General features: G+C 65.0%; 15 protein-coding genes. 9 read left to right on the forward strand and 6 right to left on the reverse strand.

Annotation, left to right across the window (positions count from 1 at the left end):
• Nucleotides 1-23 precede the first annotated feature (23 nt).
• The 4 genes from nosR to OUY36_RS18190 form a co-directional block, all read right to left on the reverse strand.
• Nucleotides 24-2201: a transcriptional regulator NosR gene (nosR, locus tag OUY36_RS18175; RefSeq protein ID WP_267935431.1), complete on the reverse strand. Its 2178-nt coding sequence runs from the start codon at nucleotides 2199-2201 to the stop codon at nucleotides 24-26.
• A gap of 262 nt (nucleotides 2202-2463) precedes the next feature.
• A complete protein-coding gene (locus tag OUY36_RS18180) occupies nucleotides 2464-3714 on the reverse strand; it encodes an acyl-CoA dehydrogenase family protein (RefSeq protein WP_267935433.1) in 1251 nt (416 codons plus the stop codon).
• Between the two features lie 168 nt (nucleotides 3715-3882).
• On the reverse strand, nucleotides 3883-4323 hold the full coding sequence (locus tag OUY36_RS18185; protein ID WP_063542029.1) for a CopD family copper resistance protein: 441 nt from the start codon (nucleotides 4321-4323) through the stop codon (nucleotides 3883-3885).
• A 70-nt stretch (nucleotides 4324-4393) separates the two neighbouring features.
• Nucleotides 4394-4747 (reverse strand): hypothetical protein, encoded by a 354-nt coding sequence (locus OUY36_RS18190; RefSeq protein WP_110775939.1) that lies wholly within the window; start codon nucleotides 4745-4747, stop codon nucleotides 4394-4396.
• A 215-nt stretch (nucleotides 4748-4962) separates the two neighbouring features.
• Between OUY36_RS18190 and OUY36_RS18195 the strand changes: the two genes are divergently transcribed.
• Nucleotides 4963-5382, forward strand: coding sequence for a DUF488 domain-containing protein (locus OUY36_RS18195; RefSeq protein WP_267935436.1), 420 nt, complete (start codon nucleotides 4963-4965; stop codon nucleotides 5380-5382).
• Here the strand turns inward: OUY36_RS18195 and OUY36_RS18200 are convergent.
• Nucleotides 5366-6364, reverse strand: coding sequence for a TRAP transporter substrate-binding protein (locus OUY36_RS18200; RefSeq protein ID WP_208216731.1), 999 nt, complete (start codon nucleotides 6362-6364; stop codon nucleotides 5366-5368). The two genes, OUY36_RS18195 and OUY36_RS18200, sit on opposite strands and share 17 nt — an antisense overlap.
• Nucleotides 6365-6840: 476 nt before the next feature.
• Between OUY36_RS18200 and OUY36_RS18205 the strand changes: the two genes are divergently transcribed.
• A complete protein-coding gene (locus tag OUY36_RS18205) occupies nucleotides 6841-7776 on the forward strand; it encodes an NAD(P)/FAD-dependent oxidoreductase (protein WP_102839649.1) in 936 nt (311 codons plus the stop codon).
• A 126-nt stretch (nucleotides 7777-7902) separates the two neighbouring features.
• On the forward strand, nucleotides 7903-9279 hold the full coding sequence (locus OUY36_RS18210) for an L-serine ammonia-lyase (RefSeq protein WP_267935439.1): 1377 nt from the start codon (nucleotides 7903-7905) through the stop codon (nucleotides 9277-9279).
• Nucleotides 9280-9305: 26 nt separating this feature from the next.
• Here OUY36_RS18210 and OUY36_RS18215 read toward each other — a convergent pair whose 3' ends face one another.
• Nucleotides 9306-10865, reverse strand: coding sequence for a sigma-54-dependent transcriptional regulator (locus OUY36_RS18215; protein WP_267935441.1), 1560 nt, complete (start codon nucleotides 10863-10865; stop codon nucleotides 9306-9308).
• A gap of 245 nt (nucleotides 10866-11110) precedes the next feature.
• Here OUY36_RS18215 and phhA point away from each other — a divergent pair, with 245 nt between their 5' ends.
• From phhA to codB, 6 genes are all read left to right on the forward strand, one after another.
• On the forward strand, nucleotides 11111-11896 hold the full coding sequence (gene phhA / locus OUY36_RS18220; protein WP_267935443.1) for a phenylalanine 4-monooxygenase: 786 nt from the start codon (nucleotides 11111-11113) through the stop codon (nucleotides 11894-11896).
• Nucleotides 11897-12035: 139 nt separating this feature from the next.
• On the forward strand, nucleotides 12036-12392 hold the full coding sequence (locus tag OUY36_RS18225) for a 4a-hydroxytetrahydrobiopterin dehydratase (RefSeq protein ID WP_267935445.1): 357 nt from the start codon (nucleotides 12036-12038) through the stop codon (nucleotides 12390-12392).
• Nucleotides 12392-13588, forward strand: a complete 1197-nt coding sequence (locus OUY36_RS18230) for an amino acid aminotransferase (RefSeq protein ID WP_267935447.1) — start codon at nucleotides 12392-12394, stop codon at nucleotides 13586-13588. The genes OUY36_RS18225 and OUY36_RS18230 overlap by 1 nt, the downstream gene beginning before the upstream one ends.
• A gap of 201 nt (nucleotides 13589-13789) precedes the next feature.
• A complete protein-coding gene (locus OUY36_RS18235) occupies nucleotides 13790-14551 on the forward strand; it encodes a phytanoyl-CoA dioxygenase family protein (protein ID WP_267935449.1) in 762 nt (253 codons plus the stop codon).
• An 83-nt stretch (nucleotides 14552-14634) separates the two neighbouring features.
• A complete protein-coding gene (gene cynS / locus OUY36_RS18240) occupies nucleotides 14635-15084 on the forward strand; it encodes a cyanase (protein ID WP_267935451.1) in 450 nt (149 codons plus the stop codon).
• Between the two features lie 290 nt (nucleotides 15085-15374).
• On the forward strand, nucleotides 15375-16652 hold the full coding sequence (gene codB, locus OUY36_RS18245) for a cytosine permease (RefSeq protein WP_267935453.1): 1278 nt from the start codon (nucleotides 15375-15377) through the stop codon (nucleotides 16650-16652).
• The last annotated feature ends 13 nt before the right edge of the window (nucleotides 16653-16665 follow it).

Here is a 16665-nt window from a genome sequence, read left to right on the forward strand (position 1 = left end):
AGCGCCTCGCCTGCGGCGACGGCTCAGGGTTCCACCACTTGCACTACGGGAATCAGCGACGGGTCGGCCGGTGCCTTCTTGCCGCGCTTGGCGCGCTTGTTCTTCAGAATCAGCGGCGGGCACTTGTTTTCGTTGTGGTAGGTCATCTGGCAGTCCAGGCAGTAATGGCACTCGTTGTGGTTGATGTGCCCATCCGGGTGGATGGCCTGGATCTCGCATTCCTTGGCGCACAGCTGGCAGGGGCTGCCGCATTCGGGGCGCCGCTTGAGCCAGTCGAACAGGCGCACCTTGCTGCTGATCGACAGCGCCGCCCCCAGCGGGCAGACGTAGCGGCAGTACACCTTGCGGGTGAAGATGTTGATGACCAGCAGGAACACCGCGTAGGCGACGAACCACCACTGGCGGTCGAACTTGAGGGTGATGGCGGTCTTGAAGGGTTCAACCTCGGCGGCCTTCTCGGCCATCATCATCGACTCGAGGGAGATGCCGAACAGCACCAGCAGGACGATGTACTTGATCGCCCAGAGCCGCTCGTGCACGGCGAAGGGCAGCTCGTACTGCGGAATCTTCAGCTTGCGTGCGGCTTCGTTGATCAGCTCCTGCAGCGCGCCGAAGGGGCACAGCCAGCCGCAGAACACGCCACGCCCCCAGAGCAGGATGCTGGCGGCGGTGAAGGTCCAGATGATGAAGATCACCGGATCGGAGAGGAACAGCTCCCAGCGGAAATCCTGGAACAGCGCGTGGACGAAGGTCAGCACGTTGACCACCGACAGCTGCCCCAGCGCGTACCAACCGATGAACACCACGGTGAACACCAGGTAGCCGCGACGCAGCCAGTGCAGGAACCGCGGCCGCTGAGTGAACTTGTCCTGCAGGAACAGGATGACCGTCAGCAGGCCCAGCGCCACGACGATCACGCCGATCTGGAACGACTTCTGGTACCAGATGTTGACCCACATCGGCCGGTTGGCTTCTTCGATGGCGGCCAGCTCCTCGGCGGTCGGCTGCGGACGCTCGATGTACTGCTCGGGCATCTGGTAAGGCAGCTCGAAGCTGGTGAACATGCCGCTGATCGGGCCGGTCTGGCGGCGCACCAGCAGCTCCAGCGTCCAGGGTGAACCGGGATCGAACGCCGCATGCTCGCGGACGATGAAGATCGCCATTTCGCTGAAGTCGGGCATGCCTTCGGCATAGACGTCGTCCAGCCGCTGGAAGTCCATGTCGCGGAAGCTGATGACGTTGCCGAACTGGCGCAGCTGGACCCGATCGAAGATGCCGCCGCGGACATAGCCCGAGCCCTTGAACGAGTATTCGCCGCTGCCCATCACCGCGATGGCGTGCTCGCCTGGCTTGAGCTCGTCCATCAGCGTGCGGTAGTGCGCATCGCCGAGCAGCGCGCGGCCGATGGTCGGCGGGTTCAGATGCGTGGCGTAGAGGTCGATGAAGGTGTCCTGCACCTCATCTGCCGCCGCCTCGTCGATGCCTTCGCCCTCGGTGCCCTTGAACGCCTCGTCGATCTCGCCCTTGGTCAGGTGCAGCCGACGGATCGCGCCGTTGCCGGTCAGGTCGCTCCAGGTTGCCGGCTCGTAATAATCCGCGCGGACGGTGGCCGGTTTCTGCGCGACGCCCGCCTTGCTCTCCACCAGCCCCAGCGACACCGCGACGTCATGCGCCGCGCGCATGACGATCTCGTTGACCACCATCACCGTGACGGTGGCACCAGTGACCGCATCGATGGTGACCGCATTCTCGTCCCGCGAACGGCCGACAACCACGCGCTGGTCAACGTGGATACCCTGGTACTTGGCATTGAAGGCGTGCAGCTCTTCTTCGGGAATGCCGATCAGCAGGATCGGTTCATGGTGCTCGAGCACGTAGGCATCGACGATCACGCCCTGAGGATCGAGCAACACCTGCATGTTGATGGGTTTGCCGGAATAGGCGGGGATGTCCACCACGTTGATGGACTGGAAGGCATAGCCAAGGATCTCGTCGCCCTTGGTGATCGTGCGGACCTGGTAGTCGCCCTCGGCTGCCGAGAGACTGGCACCGGGGAAGAACTTGTCGAGGCGCTGCTGCTCGGCTTCATATTCCCTGGCCTGCAGCGGCAATGCACAGACGCTCAGGATCAGCAGAATGAAAAAGCCCTTGACCCAGGTACTGAACGTACCGGCCAGCGACCAGATTTCACGGGAAGCCATCGAATTACCTGCTTGTACGGTTGGCGTAAGCGGATGGTAGGTGAGCGTCTACATCCCTCCCCTTGATTGCAATCAAGGACTCCCCCGGCGACTGGTTTCGTTGTCCCATGTCAAAAGAACACCATGACCGTGAACAAAGACGTTGTAATGACTAGCCTAGGCCAGTAGGAGAGAGACGCAAGCTAGCTAACCAGGACGGAGCATGCGCGCGAACGGAGATAGGCCGCGCGCAGTGGCGTCGCGCGGCCAGCAGCAGTCACGATCAGTGACGACCAGGCGGGGTGAGATAAGCCGCCGTGGCACCGCGGCTGGCTTCACTGGCCTTGATTTCCATCTTCGCAATGCTGCGCAGATGCACCTGATCCGGGCCGTCGGCAAAGCGCAGGGCGCGGCCACCGGTCCACATGTCGGCCAGCGGCGTGTCCGGCGTCAGGCCCATGGCGCCGTAGACCTGGATCGCGCGGTCGACCACGTTGATGTGCATGCGCGGCACCAGCGCCTTGATCATCGAGATTTCCTTGCGCGCCGCCTTGGCGCCGACCTCGTCGATCATCCAGGCAGTCTTGAGCACCAGCAGTCGCGCCTGCTCGATCTCGATACGCGACTCGGCGATCCAGTCGGCGACATTGGAATACTGCTGCAGGTACTTGCCGAACGCCTTGCGCTCCTGGCAGCGCTCGACCATCAGTTCCAGCGCCAGCTCGGCCATGCCGATCGAGCGCATGCAGTGGTGAATGCGCCCTGGCCCCAGGCGCGCCTGCGCCATCATGAAGCCGTCGCCCTCCCTGCCCAACAGGTTGCTCGCCGGCACCCGCACATTGCGCAGCAGGAGTTCGCTGTGACCTTCCGGGGCGATGTGGTTCATCACCGGGATGTTACGCACCAGCTCGACACCGGGTGTGTCGAACGGCACCAGGATCATGCTCTGCTGCTGATGGGTCTCGGCGTTCGGGTCGGTCTTGCCCATCACGATCAGGAGCTTGCAGTTGGGATGCGAGGCATTGGTGATGAACCACTTGCGACCGTTGATCACGTAGTCGTCGCCGTCGCGACGGATCAGCGTCTGGATGTTGGTAGCGTCGGAAGACGGCACGTCCGGCTCGGTCATGGCGAAGGCCGAGCGGATTTCACCTTCCAATAGCGGCTTGAGCCAGCGGTCGCGCTGCTCGGGCGTGGCGAACATGTGCAGCAGCTCCATGTTGCCGGTATCCGGCGCGTTGCAGTTGAACACCTCCGAGGCCCAGTGCACGCGCCCCATGATCTCCGCCAGCGGCGCGTATTCGAGATTGCTCAGGCCCATCCCCGGCTCGTCTTCGCCGAGCGACGGCAGGAACAGGTTCCACAGCCCTTCCGAACGCGCCAGCGCCTTGAGGTCGTCCATGAAGGAGACGGGATACTGTCCGGCCGCCACCTCCGCGTGCCAGGCGCCTATTCGCGGCACGATGTACTGGTCCATGAAGGCGCGCAGTTGCTGACGCAGCGCCTCGACACGTGGGCTATAGGCGAAATCCATGGGCAACCTCTGCTGATCGGGAAACGATGCAGCCACCTTAGTTCCCGCAGCCGCTAAAGCAACGAGGCTGCGATGACTGAATCAGGCCCGATAAACATGCAACGAAGCCTCAATAGAATTGACCGTGGTCATCACCGCAACCGACGAAACTGGGTATGCAGCGCAGCCTCACCAATGCACGTAGAACATGCCCTTGGCCAACAGCACGATGCCGATCATCTGCACAAAGATGGCCCAGTGGATCGCCCGATAGCGGGCCGGCGTCATGCGCCCCTTGCGCAGCAGGATGGCGACCAGGCCGAAGGTGAAGAACACGCCGATCGCCAGCACAATCTTCAGCATCAGCAAGGTGGCGAAGCTGCTGGCCAGCGGGTCGGCCAGCGCTTCGCGGTGATACCAGCCCAGGCCGATGCCCGCGCCGTAGACGAACAGCACGACCCAGTGCAGCACCACCCGCGAACGCGCACCGACGGCGCGCTCGACCAGCGGCATCGTCTGCTCGCCGATCTGCTCGCGGATACGGCCGAGAATCATCACTTCAAAGAACAGCGTACCGATGAAGAAGATCGCGGCCAGCAGGTGCACCACGTGCAGAACGGAATAACTCATCTGTGCCTCCTCTGGCGATGTCAGCCCCGATCATCCCGCAAACAGCGCGCCACGCACTACCCGCCGGCGATCATTCTGCCGAGGCGGTGATCCGACTGCCGTCGCGCTCGATATGCTGTCCGCGCAGGAAGCGGTCATCGGAGGTACGGATGCGGGCGACGCTGCCGTCCTCACGCCGGACCACATAGCGCGTTTGCTCCAGCCCCGCCGCCTGCTGTGCGCCCTGCCCCAGCAGGTAACCGACGCCGCCGCCAACCAGCGCACCGATCGGGCCGCCCGCCGCCGCCCCGAGCATGAAACCGCTGAGCCCACCGAAACCACCACCAACGGCACGGTCCTGGTGCACTTCGAGAATCTCGTCCGCCCTGACCAGGCTGCTGCCCAGAACTGCCACGGTCGCCACCACTACCATTACCTTTTTCATGTCACGCTCCTGTCGGATATAGGTTTTGCCACCCCATCTTCTCTACACGAAGCGTGCCGACATTTAATGCCTATAAAATCAAAGAGATAAAGCGTTTCGGGTATTTTTAACCCGAAAGATTTAGGTCCTAACAACCTACACAAGAGTTTTTTATACCCTGAGCAATCCGTATTTTTTACCTATGCTTGACGGATCAGGCTGCGGAGGCCCTTTCGATGATTCGCTGCAGACGCGTATATGAGCCAGCAAGCGAGACCGATGGCCAACGTGTGCTGGTCGACCGGCTTTGGCCCAGGGGCTGTCGCAAGGACAGCCTGGCGCTGGCGGCATGGCTGCCGGACGTCGCGCCTTCGACCGAGCTACGCCAGGCGTTCAAGGGCGGCACGCTCGACTATGCGGAGTTCCGTCGGCGTTACCAGAAGGAGCTGGCAGCCCGCCCCGAGCACTGGTGGCCGCTGCTGGCGATGGCCGAACGCGGCCCATTGACGCTGCTCTACGCCGCACGAGACGAACAGCAGAACAATGCCCAGGTGTTGGCCGAATGGCTGGAGGATGAAATGCAGCGGCTGGGGCGTCCCAGCTCGCCGGCCTGCCTGGCCGGGGAGCTGGGCGGAACGATCAACGACGACGATTGACCGTCATGGCGGCGCGGATCAAATCGGCGCCGATATCCGCTTCGTAGGACTTCCACACCGGCAGCATCTGCTCGCGCCAGGCCTGACGCTCGTCCGGCGTCAGGGTGATCAGCTGGCTGCTGCCGCTGGCAAGGATTCGCTCGCGATCACGGCGATTGACCGCAGCGGCCTCGCGGTTCACCGCCTGGGTCACCTCGAGAATGATCCCCTCCAGCTCCGAACGCACGGCGAACGGCATACTCAGCCAGAACTCGTTGTTGGTGATCAGCATGTAGTCGAGCACGCCATGGTTGCTCTCGGTGATATAGGGCTGAACGCTGTGCATGTTCTGGCTGAGGATGTTCGACCAGGGGTTCTCCGCGCCCTGCACGACACCGCCCTTGAGCGACTCATAGACCTTGGCGAAGGGCAGCACGACGGACTGGGCGCCAACCGCGGCGAACTGCGCCTCGAGCACCGGCGACGGCTGAATACGAAACTTCAGCCCTGCGGCATCGCTCGGCTTGCGCAGAGGTACGGTAGCCGATAGCTGCTTCAAGCCGTTGTTCCAATAGGCAAGCCCGTACACCCCGTGCTCGGCCATCGAGTGCAGCAACTGGCGTGCGGCTTCACGCTTCTGGAAGCGCTGCAGTGCCTCGGCGTCATCGAACAGGAACGGCAGGTCGAACACCTGCAGTTTCTTGGTGTACGGCGCGAACTTGGACATCGACGGCGCCAGCAGCTGCACCTTGTTGTCGAACAGCGCTTGCATCTCTTCGGCGTCCCCGACCAGGGTCGAGTTCGGATAGACCTCGACCTTGATCTTGCCCGCCATGCGCTCCTCGACCAACTGCTTGAGCAGCAGCGCCCCTTTGCCCTTCGGCGTGTCGTCCGCTACCACGTGGGCGAACTTGATGACAATCGGACCCTCTTCGGCGGCCATCGCCGGCGCGGCCGTTAGGAACAACGCCGCACCCAGTGCAGCCAAGCAAGACCTGAACATGTAACCCCCAAATGCAAGTGCCCGGCCGGCGCCTCGTGAGCACCGCCGGGTCGTACCATGATGTGTTCGGGACACAAAGCGGTGCGCGTGCACCAGCCCCATCGAGCGGAGGGGCAGCTCATTCCGGCGCTGTTCGCCGGCGGCTGCCTTTATTGGAATCGACTGCATCGCAAACGCCCTCTGTCGCCTGCGGCAGCGATGCGAAGTGTTCGGCATCCGCCAGAGCGCTACAAGCACGACGCCATCATGCGAGGTCCTTTTGCCAACTGTTTCACGCTAGATCGCTACGGGAGGTCGTCGTTTCGCAGCCATATCGCACCGCACCATGCAAGCCACTGACACGATCGACGTCGCTTTTGTCGTATCTGCCCTCACTGCATTTCAGCCCTTGCCGTGGCCGGCCATCGATTCCGGCGAACTTCACGACCTGGTTGCTCTTCATAACAGACATGTCCCAGACCTCGACGCCCTTTGCCATGACCAGCACACCCCCCGCGCCCACTGCCGTCGGCTACGACTGCCTGATCGTCGGCGGCGGCCCTGCCGGACTGACCGCCGCGCTGTACCTGGCGCGTTTTCGCCGCAGCTGCCTGGTGGTGGATGCCGGTTCGAGCCGGGCGTCCTGGATCCCACGCTCGCGCAACTATCCGGGCTTTCCGCCGGGTATCTCCGGCAACGACCTGCTGGCCAGACTGCGTGAACAGGCCAGCGGTTATGGTGCACGGCTCGAACATGGCCGCGTCGAACATATCGAACCCGGTGCCGAGGGTTTCAGTGTTCGCTTCGGCGCGACCACCTGCACGGCACGGCGCATCATTCTTGCCACCGGTATCGAAGACACCTTGCCGGACATGCCGGGCGCCGAAGACGCCATCGCCGATGGCAAGCTGAGGCTCTGTGCGATATGCGATGGCTACGAAGTGGATGGCGATAACGTCGCGGTCTACGGCGAAGCGGAGAATGCCATTTCCCATGCGGTCTTCCTGCGCACCTTCACCGACCGGGTCACCGTGGTCGTGCATGGCGAGCAGGATGCCTGTGACCAGGCCATCGCGCTCGCCGAGCACTACGCCATCCAGGTGATCGGCGACCGCGTCGAATCGCTGCATCCCTGCGAAACCGGTATCGAGCTGCTGACCTGCCGCGGCGAGCGACATCACTTCGACATCATCTATCCCAGCCTGGGCGCCCGCTTTCGCTCCGAGCTCGCCATCCAGCTCGGTATCGACTGCGACGAATGCGGCGCCCTGCAGGTAGACGCGCACCTGCAGACCTCGCTGCGCGGCCTCTACGCGATCGGCGACGTAACCCCGGGGCTGAAGCAGATCAGTGTCGCCATCGGCCAGGCTGCCCAGGCCGCGACTGCCGTGCACAACAGCCTGGAGGCCAATCCCTGGGGCGGCTCGCGGTGAGCGGCGCACCGGTCATCGCTGGCGGGCACAACGCCTGCCGATGAGCAGCGAGCCAGACCGATCGCGATCAACCTTGTTGACCGCGGAACGGTCTAGGCTGATACAAGCCCTGCCTCGGAGCACTCCATGTCCCTCAGCGTCTTCGACCTGTTCAAGATCGGCATCGGCCCGTCCAGCTCGCATACCGTCGGCCCGATGCGCGCCGCATGGCGCTTCGCCGACGGGCTGCAGCGCGACGAACTGCTGGCCGCCACTGCCAGCCTCAGGGTCGAGCTGTACGGCTCGCTCGGCGCTACCGGCAAGGGCCACGGCAGTGACAGGGCCGTGTTGCTCGGACTGGAGGGCGAGCAGCCCGAATCGGTGGATACCGACAGCATCCCGGCCCGCCTCGCGACGATCCGCGAGCGTGGCGAACTGCAGCTGCTCGGCCGGCATCCGATTCCCTTCGACAGCAAGGCTCAGCTCGCCTTCATCCGCAGGCCGCTGCCGTTCCATCCCAACGGCATGGTGTTCCGCGCCTTCGACGCTGCCGGCCTGCAGCTGCGCAGCCGCGAGTACTACTCGGTGGGCGGCGGCTTCGTCGTCGACGAGCAGGCCGCCGGCAGCGACCGCATCGTCGAGGATGCCACCGTGCTGGCGTACCCCTTTCACAGCGCGGCTGAACTGCTCGATCACTGTGCCGCGCAAGACATGAGCATCAGCCAGCTGATGCTGGCCAACGAAGCCGCCTGGCGGCCGGAAGCAGAGACCCGCGACGGACTGCTGCGCATCTGGCAGGTCATGCAGGATTGCGTCGATGCCGGTTGCCGCACCGAAGGCGTGATGCCCGGCGGGCTCAAGGTGCGCCGCCGCGCTGCCGGGCTTTACCGCCAGCTCAGCGAGCATCCCGAGGCCAACCTGCGCGACGCGCTCAATGTCCTCGACTGGGTCGACCTCTATGCGCTGGCGGTCAACGAAGAGAATGCCAGCGGCGGCCGCGTGGTCACCGCGCCGACCAATGGCGCGGCAGGCATCATTCCGGCGCTGCTGCATTACTACATGCGCTTCGTCCCGGGCGCAGACGAGGACGGCGTGGTGCGCTTCCTGCTCACCGCCGCTGCGATCGGAATCCTCTACAAGGAGAACGCCTCGATTTCCGGGGCCGAAGTCGGCTGCCAGGGCGAGGTGGGCGTGGCCTGCTCCATGGGCGCCGGCGCGCTGTGCGAAGTGCTCGGCGGCACCCCGCAGCAGGTCGAGAACGCCGCCGAGATCGGCATGGAGCACAACCTCGGGCTGACCTGCGATCCGATCGGCGGGCTGGTCCAGGTGCCCTGCATCGAGCGCAACGCCATGGGCGCGGTGAAGGCGATCAACGCGGCGCGCATGGCCTTGCGTGGTGATGGTCGGCACTTCGTCTCGCTGGACAAGGTGATCCGCACCATGCGCCAGACCGGCGCCGATATGAAAAGCAAATACAAGGAAACCGCTCGCGGCGGATTGGCGGTAAACATCATCGAGTGCTGAACCGGAGCGCTCCTCCCGGCCTGCGCTCAGTTTTCCGTCTTGCCCACGCCATGCTCGCGCAGCTTGTTGGCGATGGTGGTATGCGACACGCCAAGGCGCTTGCCCAGCTGACGGCTGCTCGGAAAATGCTTGTACAGCCCCTCCAGCACGGCCTTCTCGAAGCGCCCGACGATGCTGGCCAGATCGCCCTCCAGCGAGAAATCACCCAATGGCTGCGCCGCACCGTAGCCCGGCAGACGGATGTGCTCGGGCTTGATGACGCCGCCCTCGCACAGCGAAACCGCCTGGAACAGGGTGTTCTCCAGCTGTCGCACGTTGCCCGGCCAGTGATAGCCGGCCAGGCGCTCCAGCGCCTGCGGCGAGAGCGCCGGCAGCGCACAGCCGATCTGCCGACTGGCCTGATCGATGAAGTGCAGCGCCAGCGGCTGCAGTCCGTCCAGACAATCGCGCAGCGGCGGAATGTGCAGCGACAACACGTTGAGCCGGTGATACAGGTCCTGGCGAAATTCACCCTTGGCGCAGAGTTCGGACAGATCGAGTTGGGTCGCGCAGATCACCCGCACATCCAGATAGACCTCCTCATCGCTGCCGACCCGACGGAAGCCGCCGTCCTGCAGGAAGCGCAGCAGCTTGGCCTGCAGCCGCGGGCTCATCTCGCCGACGCCATCGAGAAACAGCGTACCGCCTGCGGTCAGCTCCAGCAGGCCGAGCTTGCCTTCCGGCCGCGCGCCTTCGAAGGCGCCGGGGCCGTAACCGAACAGCTCGGTCTCGGCCATCGACTCCGGCAGGCCGGCGCAGTTGAGCGCCATGAAGGGTGACTGGCCACGCGGGCTCGACAGGTGACAGGCGCGCGCCAAGAGTTCCTTGCCGGTGCCGGTCTCGCCCTCGATCAGCAGCGGCGCATCCAGCGGTGCCATGCGCCGCGCCTCGCGCACCACCGCGGCCATCACTTTCGAGCTCTGGAAGATGCTGTCGAAGCCGCGCAGCTCCTGCTTGCGCACCTGGTAGATGCGTTCACCGACCCGGTCGGCGCGGTGCAGGGTCAGCACCGCGCCGGCCAGTGCCTCGCTGTCGTCGTGTTCGGATTGCAGCGGGGCGATGTCGGCGAGGAACACATCGCCCTTGATCTTCACCCGCAGCCCGTTGATCCGCGCCTTGTTGGCGCGCACCAGTTCCGGCAGGTCGAAGTCCTCGGCGTAGCGCGACAGGCTCATGCCCGGGACCTCGTCGACGCGCACGCCGAGCAGCTGCGCAGCGGCACGGTTGGCGGCAACGATGGCACCGCTCATGTCGATGGAGAGGACGGGGAATTCCAGCGCGCCGAGTAGTGCATTGAGCTCCAGGGAATGCCGCTCGCTGGGCATCAGGCTGACCTTGCGCAGCTCGAACACGCCGGGCAGCGCCTCGATCTTCGGCCGTAGCGCCTGCAACTGCAGGTTCATCAGGTTGGGGCAGTGCAGGTAGACGGCATTGCCCTGCTCGCCGCCCACTTCGCCGCGGGCCACGTTGATGCCGTAGTCCACCAGCAGGTTGAGCATGTCGCGCAGAATGCCGACGCGGTTCTGGCAGAGAATCTTGATACGCATGGCGGAGCCCTGTTGTCTTGTTGTGGGGCCGGCGCTGCAATGCAGCGCAAATTATCGTCAAGATTATTTGACAGTTTGCTCGATTGGCAACGCCGCCGATCCGGCTGCCGACCTCCCTGTCATGGATTTCTTACAGCCTAACACCGCGCACATGCGACATTGCGCCACAGCGCCTCTCCCCCGCGGCACGCCTTCGCGTTCGAATGAGGGCAACAACAAGATGCCCAAGCGGCCCAGGAGAAGCGATGAAGACCACCCACTACGTAGCCCGCGAACCGGACGCGCAGGGGCATATTCATTACCCCGACGCCGAGCACGCGGTGTGGCAGACGCTGGTCGAGCGTCAGCTGAAACTGCTCGACGGGCGCGCCTGCGACGAGTACCTCGACGGCCTCGAGCAGCTCGCCCTGCCCCACGAGCGCATCCCGCAGCTCGGCGAGATCAACCGCGTGCTGGCCGCCACCACGGGATGGCAGGTGGAGCGCGTGCCGGCGCTGATCCCCTTCCAACGCTTTTTCGAACTGCTGGCGAGCAAGCGTTTTCCCGTCGCGACCTTTATCCGCACCCCGGAAGAGCTGGACTACCTGCAGGAGCCGGACATCTTCCACGAGATCTTCGGTCACTGCCCGCTGCTGACCAACCCCTGGTTCGCCGAATTCACCCACACCTACGGCCAGCTCGGCCTCCAGGCCAGCAAGGAGGAGCGGGTGTTCCTCGCCCGTCTGTACTGGATGACCGTCGAATTCGGCCTGGTGGATACGCCCGCCGGCCGGCGCATCTATGGCGGCGGCATCCTTTCCTCGCCGAAGGAAACGCTCTACAGCCTGTCCGCCGAACCCGAGCACCAGCCGTTCGACCCGCTGGAGGCGATGCGCACGCCCTATCGCATCGACATCCTGCAGCCGCTGTACTTCGTCCTGCCGGACCTCAAGCAGCTGTTCGACCTCGCCCAGCAGGACATCATGGCGATGGTGCGCGAGGCCATGCGCATGGGCCTGCACCAGCCGAAGTTTCCGCCGAAGGCGGCGTGATTCGGCCCTGAGTGATGCTCGTGGTGGGCTAAAGCCCACCCTACGGGCGCCATCTGTTCTGTAGGGTGGGCTTCAGCCCACCACTTGCCTAAGCTTCAACCTTCGAACGACTTCAATCATCAAGAAAGGGACCTACACCATGACCGCCCTCGCCCAAGCCCAATGCGAAGCCTGCCGCGCCGATGCACCCAAGGTGTCCGATGAAGAACTGGCCGAGCTGATCCGCGAAATCCCCGACTGGAACATCGAAGTGCGCGGCGACCACATGGAGCTGGAGCGTGCCTTCCTGTTCCGCAACTTCCGCCACGCCCTGGCCTTTACCAACGCAGTCGGCGCCATCGCCGAGGAAGTCGGCCACCATCCCGCCCTGCTCACCGAGTGGGGCAAGGTCACCGTCACCTGGTGGAGCCACGAGATGCGCGGCCTGCACCGCAACGACTTCATCATGGCCGCCCGCACCGACCAGCTCGCCGCCAGCGCGGAGGGCCGCAAGTAATGCACTTCGGCCAGATTCCCCGCGTGCCCGGCGACCCGATCCTCGGCCTGATGGACCTGTATCGCGCCGACACCAACCCGGCCAAGCTCGACCTCGGCGTCGGCGTCTACAAGGACGCCCAGGGCCTGACGCCGATCCCGCGCGCGGTGAAGCTGGCCGAGCAGCGCCTGCTGGACAGTGAGCAGACCAAGAGCTACATCGGCGGCCACGGCGACGCGCAGTTCGGTGCCCTCTTGCTGCGTCAGGTGCTCGGCAGCCGCGCCATTGCCCTCGGCGAGCAGCGCGCCGGCTGCACCCAGGCGCCGGGCGGCACCGGCGCGTTGCGCCTGGCCGGCGAGTTCATCGCCAAATGCCTGCCAGGGCGCAGCATCTGGCTGAGCGATCCCACCTGGCCGATTCACGAAACCCTGTTCGCCGCCGCCGGCCTGCGCGTGCAGCACTACCCCTACGTCGGCGCCGACAACCGCCTCGATGTCGACGGCATGCTCGCCACGCTGCAACAGGTGCCGCCTGGCGACGTGGTGCTGCTGCACGCCTGCTGCCACAACCCCACCGGCTTCGACCTGAATCACGACGACTGGCTGCGGGTGCTGGACGTGGTGCGTGCGCGCGAACTGCTGCCGCTGTTCGACTTCGCCTACCAGGGCTTCGGCGACGGACTGGAAGAGGACGCCTGGGCAGTACGGCTTTTCGCCGAAACGCTGCCGGAAATGCTCATCACCAGTTCCTGCTCGAAGAACTTCGGCCTCTACCGCGAGCGTACCGGAGCGCTGATCGCCGTCACCAGCGATGCCGAGCGCCTGCTCGACGTGCGCAGCCAGCTCGCGTCGCTGGCCCGCAACCTCTGGTCGACGCCACCGGCCCACGGCGCCGCGGTGGTGGCGACGATCCTGGCCGATGAGCCGCTGCGGCAGATCTGGCAGGACGAGGTGGAGAGCATGCGCAGACGCATCGCCAGTCTGCGGCAGGGGCTGGTCGAGGCGCTGACGCCCTATGGGCTTGCCGAGCGCTTCTCCCACATCGCTCATCAGCGGGGGATGTTCTCCTATACCGGCCTGACCGCCGAGCAGGTACGCCGGCTGCGCGCCGAAGATTCGGTGTATCTGGTGGAAAGCGGTCGCGCCAACGTCGCCGGGCTGGATGCCGAGCGCCTGGACGATCTGGCCAGGGCCATTGCACGGGTGGTGCAGGGCTGAACGATGTGAAGGTGCGCGCCGGTGACGCCGCTTCTGGCGACGCCGCCGGGTGCGCCGGAGCGAGAGAGCAGTGGCGCGGCTCGTGACCACGCGACTGGCTGCCGCAGCAGCGCCGGCACAGTATCGCCGCAAGCTTTCAACCGGCTTTCAACGGGCGTTCGCGCTGCCTATGCTGAGCGAAAGTCATCCGCCAGCGCCGCTATGCCTGAATCCAGCGACCTCCAGCAACAGCTCGCCGCCCTGCATCAGCAGGGCTTCGTGCTGCTGCCTGCGGTGATTGATCCGCCAACGATCACGGAGCTGCGCGAAGCCATCGATGGCCTCGAACCCATCCACTGGGATTACCAGGGCCTGGTCGACGACCACTACAAGTGCGTTTTCAATCGCTCGCCGTTCTGGCTGCGCTTTCTCGATCTGCCCGGGGTGATCGAACTGGCCGAGGCGGCACTCGGGACGGACTGCCACATCATCGGCCAGACCGCCTGGCGCAGCCGCCCGGGCTTTATCGGCGGCGAGCTGCATGCCGACTACCTGGCCATGGAGCTGCCGGAAACCCTGCTGGCCGATCCCGCCTTCGAACTGCCGATGCAGATCTGCACCGCGCACCTGTATCTGGATGACATCGACGCCGACCTCTGCCCGACGCTGGTGATCCCCGGCAGCCACCGCGCCGGGCGCAAACCGCAGCCGGGTGAAACCCAGTGGCACGGCCGCTCGGCCGAGCCCGTGCTGTGCAAGGCCGGCGACATGCTGCTGTTTCGCAGCGACCTCTGGCACGCGGGCAGCCGCAACCGCAGCGCCGAGCGCAGCCGCTACCTGCTGCAGATCCACTATGGCCGGCGCATGGTGGCGCAGAAGTTCTCGCCCTACCTGCACTTCCGTTTCAATCCCGAGGTGCTGGCCGCCGCCACACCGCGCCAGCGCCGCCTGCTCGGTGAGCACGAGGCGGCCGAATACGACTGAACCCCTGGCACCGAACCTGCATCGACCGAGGCCCGCCGCGCCCGCGCGGCCATTGACTCGCATTCGCCAGATGAGGATTCGCCATGATCAGCAGTCGTGAACAGGTCACCCAGATGATCGTCGCCGCCAAGGTGCGCAAGGGCCTGAAGTGGGCACATGTCGCCGAAAGCATCGGCATGTCCAAGGAATGGACCACCGCCGGTTGCCTCGGCCAGATGGCCTTCGACAAGGCCCAGGCCGAGACCCTGGGGCAGCTCTTCGAACTCTCCGACGAAGCCATCGCCTGGCTGCAGATCGCCCCCTACAAGGGCTCGCTGCCCACCGCGGTGCCGACCGACCCGCTGATCTACCGCTGGTACGAACTGGTCAACGTCTACGGCACCACCATCAAGGAGCTGATCCACGAGGCATTCGGTGACGGCATCATGAGCGCCATCGACTTCTCCATGGATATCCAGCGCCAGAGCGACCCCAAGGGCGACCGCGTCAACGTGGTGCTGTCCGGCAAGTTCCTGCCCTACAAGAGCTACTGAGGGTGCAGCGGGCGCGACTCTAACCGTGCCCCATGCTTTCCACGCTGTTGCCCTACGGGGCCGCCGCGTTCGGGTCCGCACCGCTCGCAGTGGCCAGCTGGGGAGAGAATGTCGCTCCGCTTGTGCGAGCTTCGCGCCAGGGCGTCATTCCGGTGCGCGCAGCCAGCTCGTTGCACCAGCACGAGCCAGCCTTGATGACGGCGCCATCGCGTGCGCGCCGAGTTGGCCGATCGGTCAGCAATGGCATGGCATCTGCACCGCTGCCGCATTCACCTTGCGGAGCATCCAACATGAAACAGCCCGTCGATACCGACTACCCCCTGAGCGAAGTGCCTGCCGGCGCGCGCAAGGGGCTGTGGTCCACCTCAATTCTGCTGTTCGGCTTCACCTTCTTCACCGCCACCATGTTCGCTGGCGGCAAGATCGGCCTGGCCTTCGACTTCAAGACCATGCTCTGGGCCGCGGTGATCGGCAACCTGCTGCTCGGCGCCTACGCCGCCGCGCTCGGGCTGATCGCCTGCCGCAGCGGGCTGAACTCGGTGCTGATGGGGCGTTTCTGCTTTGGCGAGGTCGGCAGTCGGCTGTCCGATTTCCTGCTCGGCTTCACCCAGATCGGCTGGTACGCCTGGGGCACGGCGACCATCGCCATCGTCCTGGTGCGCCTGCTGGCGTTGCCGGAAAGCTGGACGCTGCCGTTGATGGTGCTGTTCGGCTTCGGCTTCTGCCTGACCGCTTTCGTCGGTTACAAGGGCCTCGACCTGCTCTCGCGCATCGCGGTGCCGGCAATGCTGATCCTGTTGATCGCATCGCTGTGGACCGCCACCCGCGACATTGGCGGGCTGGACGGCCTGCTCGCGGTGCAGCCGGGCGAAAGCCTGACCCTCGGCATGGCCATCACCATGATCTTCGGCACCTTCGTCAGCGGCGCGACCCAGGCCACCAACTGGACGCGCTTCGCCCGCAGCAGCAAGGTCGCGGTATGGGCCAGTCTGATCGGCTTCTTCATCGGCAACGGCCTGATGATCGTCGCCGGCGCCTACGGGGCCATCGTCTACCAGCAGCCGGACATCGTCGAAGTGCTGGTGCTGCAGGGCCTGTCGATGGCCGCGGTGGTGATGCTGTTTCTCAACCTCTGGACCACCCAGGACAACACCATCTACAACTTCGCCGCGGCCGGCTGCAACCTGCTGCGCACCGAGCGCCGCCGCCTGGTGACCCTGGGCGGCGCCTTCGTCGGCACGCTGTTGGCGCTCGGCGGTATGTACGAGTTGCTGATCCCCTTTCTGATCCTGCTCGGCTCGATCATCCCGCCCATCGGCGGCGTGATCATGGCCGACTATTTCTACCGCCATCGCGGGCAGTACCCGAAGCTGGCCGAAGCGCATCTACCCAAATACAACAGCCTGGGCCTGGCGGCCTATGTGCTGGGCGCCGCCTGCGCCTATTTCTCGCCCTGGGTGGCGCCCATCGTCGGCATACTGGTGGCCGCCGCAGCCTATATTGTGCTGTACGAGGGCCAGCGCCTGGCTCTGTCGCGCACGGTGCTGACGCAAACCGACGCCCGCTGATCAAGGAGCCACC

The sequence above is a fragment of the Stutzerimonas sp. R40042 genome (assembly GCF_026642215.1).
GTDB lineage: Bacteria > Pseudomonadota > Gammaproteobacteria > Pseudomonadales > Pseudomonadaceae > Stutzerimonas > Stutzerimonas frequens.